This window comes from Micromonospora matsumotoense, from assembly GCF_050951065.1.
Classification (GTDB): domain Bacteria; phylum Actinomycetota; class Actinomycetes; order Mycobacteriales; family Micromonosporaceae; genus Micromonospora; species Micromonospora matsumotoensis.
Genome location: NZ_CP192025.1, coordinates 5,813,467 through 5,829,301, shown reverse-complemented (window position 1 = coordinate 5,829,301; position 15,835 = coordinate 5,813,467). Strand labels below are relative to the sequence as shown.

Genomic DNA, 15,835 nt, shown 5'->3' with positions numbered 1-15,835 from the left:
CCACATGCGGGCGGTACCGGGGCATCAGCGCAGCCCTGACCCGTGACCGCCCGACCCGTGACCGCCCGACCCGCCGTGCCCTGGTCCACCCTGGTCAGCTCTGCCGTGGGCCGCTCTGCGGTGGTCCGGTCCGCTGTGGCTGGTTCCGTCGTGGCTCGGTCTGGCGTGGGCCGGTCTATTGTGGGCCGGTCCGCCGGGTCGCGGGCTGTGGCACCGCGAGAGTGCGTAGCGCGGCCGGAGCGTCAGTCGCATGGTCGAGCCTCCGTCGAGAGTGGAGGGGAGCGCCCGCCGACGTCGTCACCGGCGGACGCTCCCGGCCTGGTTCCGCCCGCCGTCCGATCCCGGGAGCGGTCCCGCTGAGTGACAGTCTGTAGATGTCTCGGCTACGGTGGGGGATTCGCCGTGCCGACGGCCGGGGCGTGGGCCGGCCGGCTCCGGGTGGTACGAGGATGTACGGAGGCTGTCTGGTGGAGCACTCGTCGATGCTGGACCACTTCGCGGAGGAGATGCGGCTCGCGCGGGCCGCCCACGGCATGTCCCAGGCGACGCTGGCCGAGGCGCTGAGCTATTCGGGTGCCCTGGTCGCCAAGGTGGAGACCAGTGAGCGCCGGCCGAGCCTGGACTTCGCGCGTCGCTGCGACACGGTGTTCACCACCGACGGCCGGTTCGAGCGCATCCAGAAGCGGATCAGCCGGGAAACCGTGGTGCCCTGGTTTCGCGACTGGGCGGGCATCGAGCAGGAAGCCACTGCGCTGCGCACATTCGAACCGCTCTGCGTGCCGGGGCTGTTGCAGACCGAGGCTTATGCTCACGCGCTACTCTCCGGCGGCGGACTGTTCGCCCCTGACGAGATCGAGCACCACGTGACGACCCGTCTGGATCGCCAGGCGATACTCCACCGGGAGCGGCCACCTCTATTCACCGCCGTAATCGACGAGCACGTGCTGCATCGCTGCATCGGAGGGCCGGAACTGATGCGCGAGCAATTGCTTCATCTGGTGAAGGTTGGCTCGACGCTACCTCGGGTTCGAATCCAGGTGGTGCCGATGGCGGCTGGGGCATACGTGGGGCTCGGCGGACCCTTCGTGCTTGCCTCGTCACAGCACGCAGAGGACCTTGTCTACCTCGCGGGACAGCGTCATGGGCAGGTGATCGACCGGACCGACTACGTGCGGCAGATGGTCGAGGTGTGGGAGTCGATCCGTGGTGAGGCACTATCGCAGCAGCAGTCCCTCGAACTGATGGCGGAAGTGGCAGAGACATGGACCTGAGCGACGCCCGATGGCGTAAGAGCACTCGTAGCGGCCCGGATGGCGGAAACTGCGTCGAGGTGGCGGACAACCTGTCCGGCGTGGTGATCGTGCGGGATTCCAAGGACCCGAGTGGGCCGGTACTGGCCTTTGATCCGTACTCCTGGCGCGCATTCGTCGCCGGAATGACCAGGAGGTCATAGCGGGGTCACCTGAGCCCCGGAGCGATCGAGTGGCTTCGTCACCGCAGCCCTCCCGGCCGTAGGGAGGCGCTATCCCATCGCCGCCCCTGTTGTTGGTCGGGGGTTAGTCGGCGGCTTCGGCGGGGCATGTCGGAGGGCGACATCCGCAGATCCCCGAGGAGGGGCGATGGCCTCCGACGAGACCCACGCCGACCGCGACGACGCGGGCACCGTGACCGCAGCCCGGCACGACCGGGACCGGTCCGGTGAACGGCGCTCCGGTGAGCGGCGGGAGGCGGACGCGCGTACCCGGCCGGTCGGTCCCGACGACGGCCCGGACAGCCCCACCGACCTGCCCCGCGCGGACTGGAAGGCGGCGCTCAAGCGCACCGGCCGGGAGTTCCAGGACGACAGCCTGACCGACTGGGCCGCCGCGCTGACCTACTACGGGGTGCTGTCGATCTTCCCCGGGATGCTGGTGCTGATCTCGATCCTCGGTCTGCTCGGCGAGCGGGCCACCAGCGGGGTCCGGGACACGGTCGGCCAGGTGGTGCCGGAGGAGAACATCCGCACCATCATCGAGACCGCGATCGACCAGGCGGGTTCGTCGGGTGGGCTGGCCAGCGTCGCCGCGATCATCGGTCTGGTCGCCGCCTTCTGGTCGGCCTCCGGCTACGTGGGCGCGTTCATGCGTGCCTCGAACAGCATCTACGACGTGCCGGAGGGGCGGCCGGTGTGGAAGACGCTGCCGATCCGGCTCGGGGTGACCGCCCTGGTCGGTGTGCTGCTGCTCGCCGCCGCGGTGATCGTGGTCTTCACCGGCGGCCTCGCCGAGCAGGTCGGCAGCGCGATCGGGCTCGGCTCCACGGCGGTGACGGTGTGGAACATCGCCAAGTGGCCGGTGCTGCTGGTGCTGGTCAGCCTGATGTTCGCCATCCTCTACTGGGCGTCGCCCAACGCCCGGCACGGCGGTTTCCGCTGGGTCAGCCCGGGGGGCGTGCTGGCGGTGCTGCTGTGGCTGCTCGTCTCCGGCCTCTTCGCCCTGTACATGAGCAACTTCGGGTCCTACAACAAGACCTACGGCGCGCTGGCCGGCGTGATCATCTTCCTGATCTGGCTCTGGCTGAGCAACCTCGCGATCCTGCTGGGTGCCGAGTTCGACGCCGAGCTGGAGCGGGGCCGGGCGATCTCCGCCGGCCACGACCCCGACGAGGAGCCGTACGTCGAGCTGCGCGACGACCGTAAGCTGCGCAAGAAGCGCAACGCCGCCCCCGGCCGCTGAGGCGTCCGGCCGCGTTACCGCGCTGCGGGTCCCTGACTCGCCGCCCGCCATGCCGCACCCGCCCCGCCACGTGCCCCGTGGCGGGGCGGTGGCTTGTCACGATCCCACCTGATGCGGTAACGGTTCTCTCGCCCGGCGTGGGGCCGGTGTGCGAGGGTCACCCGGTGGCGGTAGCAGGTCGTTGCGGCGGTTTTCCGGTCTGTCAACCTTTTCTTGATCCACTAGTAGCTTTTGTTCTTTCGGACAAAAGTTGCCGACGGAACGACTGAAGGTATGGACATGCCCCTCGGAAGTCTCCTACTGTGTCGACCACAACACATCGGCGTGACGTCAATGTGAACCGTGAGACGGAGGTGAGTCCCGTGCGGGCGGCAGATCCCCTGCATGTGCAGCTGTTGCGGCTGCTCCGCGACGAGGGGCCCGCGTCTCGGGCAGAGCTGGGCGACCGGTTGCAGATGCCCCGACCCCGGCTCCTCACCGAGTTGGAGCGCCTGGTCGGGCTGGGCCTGGTGGCCGAGGCCGGACTGGCCGCCTCCCGGGGCGGTCGTCGCTCCACCCTGGTCGAGTTGAACCCCGACCTCCGGTTCGCCGCCGTCGACCTGGGCGCCAGCTCGATCGACGTCGAGGTGGTCAACGGGCGGCTGGAGCCGGTCGCCGCGTACGCCGAGGTCGCCGACATCCGCTCCGGCCCGAAGGCCATCCTGCACCGGGTCAACGACCTGCTGCACAAGGCCCGGGTGGACGGGGCGTACGAGCGGCTCAACGGCGTCGGCGTCGGCGTACCCGGGCCGGTGAGCTTCCGCGACGGGCTGCCGGTGTCACCGCCGATCATGCCCGGCTGGGACCGCTACCCGGTGCGCGAGCTGCTCAGCCGGGAGCACGGCTGCCCGGCGGTGGTCGACAACGACGTCAACATCATGGCGATCGGTGAGCGGCACGGGGGGGTGGCGCACTCGGTCGACGACTTCCTCTTCATCAAGATCGGCACCGGAATAGGGTGTGGGATCTACCTCAGCGGCGACGTCTACCGGGGCACCGACGGCTGTGCCGGGGACATCGGCCACATCCAGGCCGACGCCGGCGGTCCGACCTGCTCCTGCGGCAACACCGGTTGCCTGGAGGCCGTGTTCAGCGGAGCGGCCCTGGCCCGGGAGGCCGGCGTCGCCGCCCGTACCGGCACCTCGCCCGCGCTGGCCGAGCGGCTCGCCGAGCGGGGCGCGGTCTCCGCCCGCGACGTCGCGGAGGCGGCGATCGAGGGCGACGTCGTCTGCATCCAGCTCATCCGTGACGGGGGCCGCCGGGTCGGGCAGGTGCTGGCCGGGCTGGTCAGCTTCACCAACCCGTCGATGATCGTCATTGGCGGCGGGCTGGCCCACCTCGGGCACATCCTGCTCGCCGAGATCCGCAGCGTGGTGTACCGCCGCTCGCTGCCGCTGGCCACCGGCAACCTGCCGGTCGTCCTGTCCGAGCTGGGACCGCGCGCCGGAGTGGCCGGTGCGGCCGTCCTCGCCAGCGACGTCGCCTTCGGGGAGGCATCGTGAGCGCGAGGAGTGAGCCGGTTTTGCGAGCCCCGCAGTCGCGAACGGAGTATCCGCGATGAGCACCGAATCGACCCCCTCCGGGGACAGCCCGCTGGTCGAGGCGCCCGCCGACACCGTCGCCGGTGAGGTCGTGCTGCGGCTGACCGACGTGGTCAAAACCTTCCCCGGGGTACGCGCCCTCGACGGTGTGCAGCTGGAGGTGCGGGCCGGTGAGGTGCACTGCCTGCTCGGGCAGAACGGCGCCGGCAAGTCCACCCTGATCAAGGTGCTCGCCGGGGTGCACCGGCCGGACTCCGGTCAGGTGCAGTGGCGCGGCGAACCGGCGCACTTCGCCAACCCGCAGGCCGCCATGCGCGCCGGCATCGCCACCATCTACCAGGAACTCGACCTGGTCGAGGACCTGTCGGTCGCGGAGAACGCCTTCCTCGGCCACGAGCCGAAGGTCGCCGGGTTCGTCCGACGCGGCCACATGGCCCGGCGTACCCGGGAGATCCTGAGCCGGCTCGGCCACGGCGAGATCCCGCCCGGCCGGATGGTGCGGGCCCTGCCTGCCGCCGGCAAGCAGGTGGTCAGCATGGCCCGCGCGCTGTCCCACGAGGCCCGACTGATCATCATGGACGAGCCGAGCGCGGTGCTGGCCCACGACGAGGTCGACAACCTGTTCCGGATCATCCGGGAACTCACCGCCCAGGGCATCGCGGTCATCTACATCTCGCACCGGATGGAGGAGATCCGCGAGATCGGCGACCGGGTCACCGTACTCAAGGACGGTCGGACCACCGCGGCGAACCTGCCGGCCCGGGAGACCCCGACCCGCGACCTGGTGGCCCGGATGACCGGCCGCAACATCGAGTACGTCTTCCCGGACCGTCCCACCGCGCCGGCCGCCGTAGAGGACCTGCTGCGGGTCGAGGGGTTGAGCCGGACCGGCGAGTTCGCCGACGTCTCGCTCAGCGTCCGCCCCGGTGAGATCGTGGGCATCGCCGGGCTGGTCGGCTCCGGCCGCTCGGAGCTGCTGGAGACGATCTACGGGGCCCGCCGCGCCGAGTCCGGCACCGTCCGGATGGGCGGTCGGACCCTGCGGCCGGGCAGCGTCGGCGCGGCCGTACGGGCCGGCATGGGGATGGCCCCGGAGGAGCGCAAGAGTCAGGCGCTGCTGCTCGGCGAGCCGATCCACCGCAACGTCACCCTGGCGACCTTCACCCGGTACGCCCGCCTCGGCTTCACCAACGCCGGGCGGGAACGGGCCGAGGCGGAACGGATCGCCGACGAACTCCAGCTCCGGCCCAACGACGTGCGCCGGGCGGTACGCACCCTGTCCGGCGGCAACCAGCAGAAGGTGGTGGTCGGGCGCTGGCTGCTCGGCGACACCCGGCTGCTGCTGCTCGACGAGCCGACCCGGGGGGTGGACGTGGGGGCCCGTGCCGAGCTGTACCGGGTGATCCGCGGCCTGGCCGCCCAGGGGGTCGGCGTACTGCTGGTCTCCAGCGAGGTACCCGAGGTGCTCGGCCTGGCCGACCGGGTGCTGGTGATGCGCGAGGGCCGGATGGTGCGCGAGGCGCCCGCCGGCGAACTGGACGAGAACACCGTGCTCGACCTCGTCATGGCGGGGTCTCTGATGGAAGGCGCGCCGGCATGAGCGAGCGCAGTGAGCATAACGAGGTGACGGTATGAGTGAGTCGACCGGGACCGCGACACCGGACCGGCCGGCCGACCTGCCGGCGCAGTCCCCGCCGGTCGACCCGGCGGTGACGGCGTCGCTCAAGGAGAAGCCCCGGGCGGGCGGGTTGTCCTTCTGGCAGGGCGACGGGGGCGAGGGCGCGAAGCGTAACCTCGGCCTGATCGGCGTGCTGGTGGTGCTGGTCGTGATCGGCGCCGCCACCCGCTGGGACCTCTACTCCAACCCGGACTGGGTGTGGGGCAACACGCTGACCATCCTCAAGCTCGCCTCGGTGGTCGGGGTGGTCACCGTCGGGATGACCTTCGTGATCATCGGCGGTGGCATCGACCTGTCGGTCGGCGCGATCGTCGCCCTCGCCGGAGTGTGGGCGACCACGCTCGCCACCCAGAGCTACGGCGCCGGCGGCATGATCTTCACCGCGATCGTGGTCGGCACGGCGGTCGGAGTGGTCAACGGGGTGCTCATCTCCTACGGGCGGTTGGTGGCGTTCATCGCCACACTGGCCATGATGGTCGCCGCCCGGGGCTTGGCCGCGCAGATCTCCGGTAAGCAGACCCAGGTGTCGAACAACTCCTTCATCAACGGCATCGCCAGCACCGACGTGCTCGGCATCCCGCTGCTGGTCTACATCCTGGCCGCCGTGGTCGCCGCCGGTTGGGTGCTGCTCAACCGGACCACCTTCGGTCGGCGTACGGTCGCCGTCGGCGGCAACCCCGAGGCGGCCCGGCTCGCCGGGATCAACGTCCGGCGGCACACCCTGCTGCTCTACGCGCTCTCCGGACTCTGCTGCGGCATCGCCGCGATCATGCTGACCGCGCAGGCCAACTCCGCCCAGGCGGCCATGGCCAACCTGTACGAGCTGGACGCGATCGCCGCGGCCATCATCGGCGGCACGCTGCTCAGCGGCGGCCGGGGCACCATCGTCGGCTCCCTGCTCGGGGTGCTGATCTTCTCCACCATCACCAACCTCTTCGCCATCAACGGCCTGTCCACCGAGGCGCAGAACATGGTCAAGGGCGGCATCATCGTCGGCGCCGTCCTGATCCAGCAGGTGCAGTTCCGCAGCGTCACCCAGTTCTTCGGCCGCCAGAAGGCCACCACCTCCGGCTGACCGGCCGCGCCGCCCCCACCGGGCGCGTCCCTACCCTCCGCACCATCGCATTCCGGCGGCCACCGACGGTGGCCGGGATCAGCACCACCTTTTTCACCCCACCATCCGTCATTTCAGGAGGTCGTCATGACCCAGCCCCGTGACCTGTCCCGTCGCCGGATGCTCTTCGGCAGCGCGGCGGTCGGCGCCGGTGTGCTCCTCGCCGGCTGCACCAGCAACGAGTCCACACCGACCGCGGCGCAGACCAAGGCGGCCGACAACTCCGGTGGTGGCAACGCCGCCCCCGGCAAGAAGGTCACCGTCGGCTTCTCCGCCCCCGCCGCCGACCACGGCTGGATCGCCGCCATCACCAACAACGCCAAGGCACAGGCCGGCGCGTACTCCGACGTGGACTTCAAGACCGTCGAGGCGGGCGCGGACGCGGCGGCCCAGCGGGCCGCGCTGTCCACCCTGGTCGCCCAGAAGCCGGACGTCATCGTGGTGCTGCCGCACGACGGCAAGGAGCTCAACGCCTTCGGCCTGGAGGCGATGAAGGCCGGTATCCCGGTGGTCAACCTGGACCGTGCCTTCCCGGACGCGCTGGCCTACCGCCTCCAGATCTCGGGCGACAACTACGGCATGGGTGTGGCCGCCGCGAACTACATCGTGGCGCAGCTCAAGGCCAAGGGCGTCAGCGCCCCGATCATCGGCGAGATCCCGGGCATCGACTCGCTGGAGCTGACCCAGCAGCGCTCCAAGGGCTTCGCCGACACGCTGGCCGCAGCCGGTTTCAAGGTGGCCAACCGGCGGCCGGCGGAGTTCACCGCCGACTCCGGCCAGCAGGCCGCCACCGGCCTGTTCCAGGCGCTGCCGAAGATCGACGCGGTCTGGAACCACGACGACGACCAGGGCATCGGTGTCCTGGCCGCGGTGAACCAGGCCAACCGCAAGGAGTTCTTCATGGTCGGCGGCGCCGGCTCGAAGAAGGCCATGGAGGACATCCAGGCCGACAACACGGTGCTCAAGGCGACCGTGACCTACAGCCCGTCGATGGCCTCCTCGGCCATCTCCCTGGCCCGTCTGATCGCCCAGGGTAAGGGCATGTCCGACCTGGTGGAACTCCAGGTGCCCAAGGTGATCGTCCTCGCCTCGGAGACGATCACCAAGGAGAACGCGAGCAGCTACCTCAAGCTCGGGTTCTGATACACGGGGGGAGACCCACCTTGTCCACTCATCACCGCGAACTCCGGGTCGGCATGATCGGCTACTCGTTCATGGGCGCCGCGCACTCACAGGCGTGGCGGACCGTGAACCGGGTGTACGACCTGCCTGCCCGGGTTCGGATGACGCAGATCTGCGGCCGGGACGCCGCGAAGGTCGCCGAGGCAGCCGACCGGCTGGGCTGGGACGCGCACACCACAGACTGGCGTGCCCTGGTCGCCTCGGACGACATCGACGTGGTCGACATCTGCACCCCAGGTGACAGCCACGCCGAGATCGCCCTTGCCGCGCTCGCCGCCGGCAAGCATGTGATCTGCGAGAAACCGCTGGCCAACACGGTGGCCGAGGCGCGGGCGATGACCGCCGCCGCAGCCACCGCCGGGGCCGCCGGGGTCCGGTCCATGTGCGGGTTCAACTACCGCCGGGTGCCCGCCGTCGCGCTGATGCGACAGTTGGTCGACGAAGGCCGGCTCGGGACGATCCGGCACGTCCGCGCGACGTATCTCCAGGACTGGATCGTCGATCCGCAGTTCCCCCTGGTCTGGAGGCTGGACAAGGACAAGGCGGGTTCCGGTGCCCTCGGCGACATCGGGGCGCACATCATCGACCTGACCCAGTTCGTGACCGGCCAACGGATCACCGGGGTCAGCGCGGTGACCGAGACGTTCGTCAAGGAGCGCCCGTTGCCGGGCGCGTCGAGCGGCCTGGCCGCCGAGGTGGACGGCACCGCGACGGCGACCGGCACGGTCACCGTCGACGACGCCGCGATCTTCGTGGCCCGGCTCGACGACGGCGCACTGGCCACGTACGAGGCGACCCGGTTCGCCACCGGCCGCAAGAACGCGCTCCGGGTGGAGATCAACGGTTCGCTCGGCTCGGTGGTGTTCGACCTGGAACGCCTCAACGAGCTGGAGTTCTATGACGCCACCCGGCCGGCGACCGAGCAGGGATTCGCCCGGATCCTGGTCACCGAGGCCGAGCACCCGTACATGGCGGCGTGGTGGCCACCGGGTCACATCATCGGCTACGAGCACTCCTTCACGCACGAGATGCGGGACTTCGTCGAGGCGGTCGCCAACGGCGTCGACCCGACCCCGTCGTTCGCCGACGCGTTGCAGGTCCAGCTGGTGCTGGACGCGGTGACCCGGTCGGCGGAACTCGGTTCCCAGTGGACCGACGTCGAGCAGGCCCTGGCCGCGCTCGCCGTCTGACCAGGCACTCCGCCGTCGACCGGCGAGGGACCGGCCGCGGTTGCGCCCCGCGGCCGGGCCGGGGTCGGCAGTGGAGGGCGCGCACCCGGGCCACCCGGCCCGGGACACGCGCACGATGGCCGTCCGGTGCGGCCGGACCGGGATTCCCCGGTCGCACCGGAGGGCCGATAGCAGGAATATAGATGAGTGTGATTGGGTATCCCCCTGGGGAGTCCGGATCACCACCACCATTCGTCCGGCCGAGGGCGCGCCGCCGCCGTCGGCCGGATGCGGGGAGGCAGGGCCGAGACGCCGAACCGGCCCTGCCTGCCAGCCCCGCCCGCACGCCGTACGGGAACCGGGTGTGGCGTCGACGCCGCCGACGTCTGCGCCGTGCCCGGTGCCACCCCGGACGACCGGGCGGGCGGGGCCACCCCGCGCCCCGACAGCACGACCGGACCGACAGCACGTTTCCATCCGGAAGGAGCACCATGCGTACGGGTGTCTGGCTGGTGGGAGCGCGCGGTTCCGTCGCGACCACCGGCATCGTCGGAGGGCTCGCCCTGCGGGCCGGCCTCACCGCCCCCACCGGCTGCGTCACCGAACTGCCCGACCTGCGCGGGCCCGCCCTGCCCACCTTCGCCGACCTGGTCTTCGGCGGCCACGACGTGGCCACCACCCCGCTGACGAAGCGGGCCGACGCGCTCGCCGCCGCCGGAGTGCTGCCCGGCCGGCTGGCCACCGCCCTCGCCGCCGACCTGACCGCCGTCGAGGACGACCTGCGGCCCGCACCGACCGGCGGCAGCCAGGCCGACCGGGCCGCCGCGATCACCGCCGACCTGACCGCGTTCCGCGACCGGCACCAGCTCGACCGGGTGGTGGTGGTCAACGTCTCCGCCACCGAACCGGCCCCGTCGCCGCACCCCGGCCACGCCGATCCGGACGCCCTGCGGGCCGCGCTCGCCGGCCCCGACGAGGTGCTGCCGCCTAGCTCGCTGTACGCGTACGCGGCCGTCGAGGCGGGCTGCCCCTACGTCGACTTCACCCCGTCCACCGGGCTGCGCCTGCCGGCGCTCGCGGCGCTGGCCGCCCAGCGTGGCCTGCCGTACGCCGGGCACGACGGCAAGACCGGGGAGACCCTGGTCAAGTCGGTGCTCGCCCCGATGTTCGCGATGCGTCACCTGGCGGTGCGCTCCTGGTCCGGGGTCAACCTGCTCGGTGGCGGCGACGGGGCGACCCTGGCCGAGCCGGGCGCCAACGCCGCCAAGGTGGACAGCAAGCAGCGGGTCCTCGGCGAGACGCTGGGCTACGTGCCGCAGGGGGGCACCCGGATCGAGTACGTCGAGGACCTGGGCGACTTCAAGACCGCCTGGGACCTGATCACCTTTGCCGGGTTCCTCGGCACCGGGATGCGGATGGAGTTCACCTGGCACGGCTGCGACTCCGCGCTGGCCGCCCCGCTGGTGCTGGACCTGGCCCGACTCACCGCCGCCGCGCACGCCGCCGGCCGGGTCGGCCCCCTGCCCGAGCTGGCCTTCTTCTTCAAGGACCCGATCGACGCCCCCACCCACTCGCTGAGTGAGCAGTGGCAGCGGCTGGTCGACTTCACCCGGGACCTGCACGCCGGGGGTGCCGGGTGACCAGCGTGGCCGACCTGGCCGAGCTGGTCCGGGCGCCGGCCGCGCTCTCCGTACCGGGGGATCTGGTGGCCGGGGCGGCGGCCGCCGGGGTGCTCGGCCCACGTACCGCCGGGCTGGCCGGCGCGTCGGTCCTGCTCTACTGGGCCGGGATGGCCGCCAACGACTGGGCGGACCGCCGGCTGGACGCCGAGGAACGCCCGGAACGGCCGATCCCGAGTGGCCGGATCAGCCCGACCGCCGCCGCCGGGGTCGCCGTCGGACTGACCGCCGCCGGCCTGGGCCTGGCCGCCGCCGTGGGCGGCCGACGGGCCACCGCCATCGCGCTCCCGCTCGCCGCCACCATCTGGGGGTACGACCTGGCAGCGAAGAACACCGCCGCCGGTCCCGCCGTGATGGCCGCCTGCCGGGGGCTGGACGTGCTGCTCGGCGCGTCGTCCGGCCGACCGGTCCGGGCGCTGCCGGCGGCGCTGACCGTCGCCGCGCACACCTGGACGGTCACCGCCCTGTCCCGGCGTGAGGTCAGCGGGGCCGACGTCGCCCTGCCCCGGCGTACCCTCGCCGGCACCGCCCTGGTCGCGCTGGCCGCCACCACCCTGCCCCGCCCCACCCACCGGCCGACCCCGGGCACCCACCGGCCGACCCCGGGGACGACGCGGTGCCGGCGGCGACCGGCGCGGCCGGTGACCCCGGTCGCCGCACCGCACCGGGCGTCCGCGCCGGTGCCGCCGGTGTCGGCCGGTCGCTCGCCGCCGCGCTGCCGGTCGGACTGGCGGGCTGGTACGTCGCCCGGTACGGCGGCGCGCAGGTCCAGGTGGCCGCCGACCCCACCGCCGGTCGGGTCCGGGCGGCCGTCGGGGCCGGCATCACCGGGCTGCCCTCGTTGCAGGGCGCGCTCACCGCACGGGCCGGCGCCGGCCTGCTCGGTGCGCTGGTCGCGCTCGCCGCGCCGCTGGGCGGCCGGCTGGCCCGGAAGCTCTCCCCGACATGACCACCCCGCACGCCGTCCCGCCGGCCGCTGCGGGCGCTGCCGACACGTCGCGCCGCCGCCCGGCCCCGGACCGCCCGGCTGACCCCACCGCCGGCCCGTCGGCCGGCGAGGTGGACCGGCTCCGGTTCGGCTACGGCACCAACGGCTTCGCCAACCACCGGCTCGACGACGCCCTGACGGTGCTGGCCGACCTCGGCTACGAGGGGATCGCGCTCACCCTGGACCACGACCACCTCGACCCGTACGCGCCGGGGCTGGCCCGTCGGGTCGACGCGGTGGCGCACCGGCTGGCCGCGCTCGGTCTCGGCGTGGTGGTGGAGACCGGCGCCCGCTTCCTGCTCGACCCGTGGCGCAAACACGCCCCGACGCTGCTGCACGACGACCCGGCCGGCCGGATCGACTTCCTGGAACGGGCCGTGCGGGTCGGCGCGGACCTCGGCGCGGAGGCGGTCTCCTGCTGGGCCGGCATCCGGCCCGGCCACGTCGCCCCCGAGGTCGCGTGGGACCGGCTGGTCGCCGGGTGCGCCACGGTGGTGGCCGCCGCCGACCGGGCCGGGGTGCGGCTGGGCTTCGAACCGGAGCCCGGAATGCTGGTCGAGGACATCGCCGGCTGGCGTCGGCTGCACCGGGCCCTCGGTGAGCCGGCCTGCTTCGGGATCACCCTCGACATCGGACACTGCCGTTGCCTGGAGTCGTCGAGCGTGCCGGACTGCGTGCACCAGGTGGCCGAGCACCTGGTCAACGTGCAGATCGACGACATGCGCCGGGGGGTGCACGAGCACCTGGAGTTCGGCACCGGCGAGATCGACTTCCCACCGGTGCTGCGGGCCCTGGCCGACGCCGGCTACCGGGGACTGGTCGCCGTGGAGCTGCCCCGGCACTCGCACGCCGCGCCCACCGTGGCGGCCCGGTCGCTGGACTTCCTGCGTACCGCCGCCCGGCACGCCGGCCTCGACCCGGGCGCACCACCCGCGCCCGTCGGGGCCGACCGCACCACCGGGGTGGACTGACCACCGCCGAGCGCACACACCTGGGGAGGGGAGACGGATGACACCGGATCGACTGCGGACCGCGCTGGAGGGCGTACCCGATCCCGACTGGCTGGAGACCGCGCTGCGCCGCGCCGCGGCCGAGCCCGGCACGGTGGCGCGGTCGTTCCCGGCCGCCGCCCGGCGGTGCGGCCGCCACGACCTGCCCGGCGCCCCCGGCTGGACCGCCGACGAGGCGGCGCGGGCGCTGCTGCTGGCCGCGCTCCCCGCCGACCAGGCCGCCGGGCAGGCCGAGGAGGTCTACCGGCACGGCGACGCCGCCGAGAAGCGGGCCGTGCTCAAGGCCCTGCCCCTGCTGCCGATCGACGACGCCGGGGTGCCGCTGCTGCACGACGCGATCCGCACCAACGACACCCGGCTGGTCGCCGCCGCACTCGGCCCGTACGCCCGGCACCTGACGGCGGACGCCTGGCGGCAGGCGGTGCTCAAGTGCGTGTTCATCGGGGTGCCGCTGGCCGCCGTCGCCGACCTGGACGACCGGGCCGACGCCGAGCTGGCCGCCATGCTCGCCGCGCTCGCCGCGGAACGGCACGCCGCCGGCCGGCAGCTCCCCGCCGACGCCACCGCACTGCTCGACCGGCTCACCATCAGGGAGGCGTGACATGCGCATCTTCGACCCGCACATCCACATGACGTCGCGGACCACCGACGACTACGAGCGGATGGCCGCCGCCGGGGTCCGCGCCGTGGTCGAGCCGGCCTTCTGGCTGGGGCAGCCGCGCACCAGCGCCGCCTCCTTCGCCGACTACTTCGACTCGCTGATCGGCTGGGAGCCGTTCCGGGCCGGGCAGTTCGGGGTCCGGCACCACGCGACCGTGGCGCTGAACCCCAAGGAGGCCAACGACCCGCGCTGCCGCCCGGTGCTCGACCTGCTGCCCCGCTACCTGGAGAAGGACGCGGTGGTCGCGGTCGGCGAGATCGGCTACGACGACATGACGCCGGCCGAGGACGAGGCGTTCGCCACCCAGCTCGCCCTGGCCGTCGACCACGACCTGCCCGCCCTCGTGCACACCCCGCACCGGGACAAGGCGCGTGGCGTCGAACGCAGCCTCGCGGTGGTCGCCGAGAGCGGCATCGCCCCCGGCCGGGTGGCGCTGGACCACCTCAACGAGGTGACCGTGAAGCTGGCCCGGGACAGCGGCTGCTGGCTGGGTTTCTCCATCTATCCGGACACCAAGATGTCGCCGCCGCGGATGGTGGAGCTGCTGCGCACGTACGGCACCGAGCGGATGCTGGTCAACTCGGCCGCCGACTGGGGCCGCTCCGACCCGCTGCTGACCCGGGCCACCGGCGAGGCGATGCTGGCCGCCGGGTTCACCGACGACGACGTCGACCGGGTGCTCTGGCGCAACCCGGTGGAGTTCTACGGGCAGTCCGGTCGGCTCGACCTGACCGACCTGGACGCTCCGGCCACCGGCACCTTCGAGGGCAACTCCATCCTGCGCGGCGGCGACTGATGCGGCTGCGGCACGCCGACGGCAGCACCGTCCACCTCGGCTACTGCACCAACGTGCACCCCGCCGAGGACACCGCCGGCATCCTCGCCCAGCTCGACACGTACGCCCTGCCGGTGCGCGAGGCGCTCGGCACCGACCTGCTCGGCCTGGGGCTGTGGCTGGCCGCCCCGGTCGCCGCCGAGCTGGCCGCCGACCCGGCCGCCCGCCGCCGGCTGCGCGCCGAGCTGACCCACCGGGGGCTGGAGGTGGTCACCCTCAACGGCTTCCCGTACGCGGCCTTCCAGGCCCCGGTGGTCAAGGGCGCGGTCTACCACCCGGACTGGACCACCGGGCAGCGGCTGCGCTACACCCTCGACCTGGCCCGGGTGCTGGCCGACCTGCTCCCCGACGACGCCGCCCGGGGATCGATCTCCACCCTGCCGCTGGCCTGGCGGCAGCCCTGGGACGCGGCGCACGCCGAGGCGGCCCGCCACCGGCTCGACGCGCTCACCGCCGGGCTGGCCGAGGTGGAACGCGACACCGGCCGCCCGGTGCGGGTGGGTTTCGAACCGGAGCCGGGGTGCGTGGTGGAGAGCAGCGGGCAGGCCGCCGCGCTGCTGGCCGGCCTCGACCCGGAGCGGCTCGGGATCTGTCTCGACCTGGCCCACCTCGCCTGCGCCTGGGAGGAGCCCGTCGAGGCGCTGGCCCGGCTGCGCGCCGCCGGCCTGCCGGTGGTCAAGGTGCAGGTCTCCGCCGCGCTGGAGGCGGCCGACCCGGTCGCCGACGCCGAGGCGCTGGGCCGCTGGGTGGAGCCCCGCTTCCTGCACCAGACCCGCACCGCCGGCTGCGCCCATGTCGCCGACCCGGCCGACCCGGCGTACGCGGCCGACGACCTGGACGCCGCGCTGGCCGCGCGGCTGCCCGGGGCGTGGCGGGTGCACTACCACGTGCCGCTGCACGCCCCGCCCGAGCCGCCGCTGACCTCCACCCTGCCGGTGCTGCGCACCGCGCTGGGCGCGCTGCTCGCCGGCCCGACCGCCGGCTGCGACCACCTGGACGTCGAGACGTACACCTGGGGGGTGCTGCCGGCGGCGCGGCGGCCGCGCACCGATGCGGAGCTGGCCCTCGGGATCGCCGCCGAGCTGGCCTTCGCCCGCGACGAACTGGTCACCCTCGGCCTGACTCCGGCCGACCGGGCCGTCCCCGGCCCGACTCCGGCCGATCGAGCCGTCCCGACAACCCTGGGGGTACGACGATGAGCGAGCACCACCGACCGGGCACCGTG

At 73.0% G+C, this 15,835-nt stretch carries 14 protein-coding genes; all 14 read left to right on the top strand.

Annotated features, from left to right (window positions below; genetic code table 11):
* The first annotated feature begins 467 nt into the window (after nucleotides 1–467).
* The 14 genes from ACQP1S_RS24640 (at nucleotide 468) to eboE (ending at nucleotide 15,809) form a co-directional block, all read left to right on the top strand.
* Nucleotides 468–1,271 carry a helix-turn-helix domain-containing protein gene (locus ACQP1S_RS24640; protein ID WP_432899709.1) on the top strand — a complete coding sequence of 268 codons (804 nt, stop codon included), beginning with the start codon at nucleotides 468–470 and terminating at the stop codon, nucleotides 1,269–1,271.
* Nucleotides 1,262–1,453, top strand: a complete 192-nt coding sequence (locus ACQP1S_RS24635) for a DUF397 domain-containing protein (protein ID WP_432899706.1) — start codon at nucleotides 1,262–1,264, stop codon at nucleotides 1,451–1,453. Before ACQP1S_RS24640 ends, ACQP1S_RS24635 begins: the two co-directional genes overlap by 10 nt.
* A 166-nt stretch (nucleotides 1,454–1,619) precedes the next feature.
* Nucleotides 1,620–2,714, top strand: coding sequence for a YihY/virulence factor BrkB family protein (locus ACQP1S_RS24630; protein WP_432899703.1), 1,095 nt, complete (start codon nucleotides 1,620–1,622; stop codon nucleotides 2,712–2,714).
* A 362-nt stretch (nucleotides 2,715–3,076) separates the two neighbouring features.
* Complete coding sequence (locus tag ACQP1S_RS24625) at nucleotides 3,077–4,255, top strand: ROK family transcriptional regulator (protein ID WP_432899699.1); 1,179 nt, start codon at nucleotides 3,077–3,079, stop codon at nucleotides 4,253–4,255.
* 55 nt (nucleotides 4,256–4,310) lie between these two features.
* Nucleotides 4,311–5,894: a sugar ABC transporter ATP-binding protein gene (locus ACQP1S_RS24620; protein WP_432899696.1), complete on the top strand. Its 1,584-nt coding sequence runs from the start codon at nucleotides 4,311–4,313 to the stop codon at nucleotides 5,892–5,894.
* Between the two features lie 31 nt (nucleotides 5,895–5,925).
* Complete coding sequence (locus ACQP1S_RS24615; protein WP_091238440.1) at nucleotides 5,926–7,047, top strand: ABC transporter permease; 1,122 nt, start codon at nucleotides 5,926–5,928, stop codon at nucleotides 7,045–7,047.
* Between the two features lie 126 nt (nucleotides 7,048–7,173).
* A complete protein-coding gene (locus ACQP1S_RS24610; protein ID WP_091238437.1) occupies nucleotides 7,174–8,229 on the top strand; it encodes a substrate-binding domain-containing protein in 1,056 nt (351 codons plus the stop codon).
* A gap of 53 nt (nucleotides 8,230–8,282) precedes the next feature.
* Nucleotides 8,283–9,458, top strand: coding sequence for a Gfo/Idh/MocA family protein (locus tag ACQP1S_RS24605; RefSeq protein ID WP_432908278.1), 1,176 nt, complete (start codon nucleotides 8,283–8,285; stop codon nucleotides 9,456–9,458).
* Nucleotides 9,459–9,928: 470 nt separating this feature from the next.
* On the top strand, nucleotides 9,929–11,077 hold the full coding sequence (locus tag ACQP1S_RS24600) for an inositol-3-phosphate synthase (RefSeq protein WP_432899691.1): 1,149 nt from the start codon (nucleotides 9,929–9,931) through the stop codon (nucleotides 11,075–11,077).
* The gene (locus ACQP1S_RS24595; RefSeq protein ID WP_432899688.1) at nucleotides 11,074–12,147 is read left to right on the top strand and encodes an SCO3242 family prenyltransferase; all 1,074 of its coding nucleotides are present in this window, start codon (nucleotides 11,074–11,076) and stop codon (nucleotides 12,145–12,147) included. The genes ACQP1S_RS24600 and ACQP1S_RS24595 overlap by 4 nt, the downstream gene beginning before the upstream one ends.
* Nucleotides 12,062–13,075 carry a sugar phosphate isomerase/epimerase family protein gene (locus ACQP1S_RS24590; protein ID WP_432899685.1) on the top strand — a complete coding sequence of 338 codons (1,014 nt, stop codon included), beginning with the start codon at nucleotides 12,062–12,064 and terminating at the stop codon, nucleotides 13,073–13,075. The genes ACQP1S_RS24595 and ACQP1S_RS24590 overlap by 86 nt, the downstream gene beginning before the upstream one ends.
* A 37-nt stretch (nucleotides 13,076–13,112) precedes the next feature.
* The gene (locus ACQP1S_RS24585; RefSeq protein ID WP_432899682.1) at nucleotides 13,113–13,715 is read left to right on the top strand and encodes an EboA domain-containing protein; all 603 of its coding nucleotides are present in this window, start codon (nucleotides 13,113–13,115) and stop codon (nucleotides 13,713–13,715) included.
* Nucleotide 13,716: 1 nt separating this feature from the next.
* Nucleotides 13,717–14,571, top strand: coding sequence for a TatD family hydrolase (locus ACQP1S_RS24580; RefSeq protein WP_357777731.1), 855 nt, complete (start codon nucleotides 13,717–13,719; stop codon nucleotides 14,569–14,571).
* On the top strand, nucleotides 14,571–15,809 hold the full coding sequence (eboE, locus tag ACQP1S_RS24575) for a metabolite traffic protein EboE (protein WP_432899679.1): 1,239 nt from the start codon (nucleotides 14,571–14,573) through the stop codon (nucleotides 15,807–15,809). The genes ACQP1S_RS24580 and eboE overlap by 1 nt, the downstream gene beginning before the upstream one ends.
* The last annotated feature ends 26 nt before the right edge of the window (nucleotides 15,810–15,835 follow it).

Excerpts from the sequence above, each read along its gene's own strand:
- ACQP1S_RS24635 (WP_432899706.1), top strand. The coding sequence starts at position 1,262 with ATGGACCTGAGCGACGCCCGATGGCGTAAGAGCACTCGTAGCGGCCCG.
- ACQP1S_RS24630 (WP_432899703.1), top strand. The coding sequence starts at position 1,620 with ATGGCCTCCGACGAGACCCACGCCGACCGCGACGACGCGGGCACCGTG.
- ACQP1S_RS24620 (WP_432899696.1), top strand. The coding sequence starts at position 4,311 with ATGAGCACCGAATCGACCCCCTCCGGGGACAGCCCGCTGGTCGAGGCG.
- ACQP1S_RS24615 (WP_091238440.1), top strand. The coding sequence starts at position 5,926 with ATGAGTGAGTCGACCGGGACCGCGACACCGGACCGGCCGGCCGACCTG.
- ACQP1S_RS24610 (WP_091238437.1), top strand. The coding sequence starts at position 7,174 with ATGACCCAGCCCCGTGACCTGTCCCGTCGCCGGATGCTCTTCGGCAGC.
- ACQP1S_RS24605 (WP_432908278.1), top strand. The coding sequence starts at position 8,283 with ATGATCGGCTACTCGTTCATGGGCGCCGCGCACTCACAGGCGTGGCGG.
- ACQP1S_RS24600 (WP_432899691.1), top strand. The coding sequence starts at position 9,929 with ATGCGTACGGGTGTCTGGCTGGTGGGAGCGCGCGGTTCCGTCGCGACC.
- ACQP1S_RS24590 (WP_432899685.1), top strand. The coding sequence starts at position 12,062 with ATGACCACCCCGCACGCCGTCCCGCCGGCCGCTGCGGGCGCTGCCGAC.
- ACQP1S_RS24585 (WP_432899682.1), top strand. The coding sequence starts at position 13,113 with ATGACACCGGATCGACTGCGGACCGCGCTGGAGGGCGTACCCGATCCC.
- ACQP1S_RS24580 (WP_357777731.1), top strand. The coding sequence starts at position 13,717 with ATGCGCATCTTCGACCCGCACATCCACATGACGTCGCGGACCACCGAC.
- eboE (WP_432899679.1), top strand. The coding sequence starts at position 14,571 with ATGCGGCTGCGGCACGCCGACGGCAGCACCGTCCACCTCGGCTACTGC.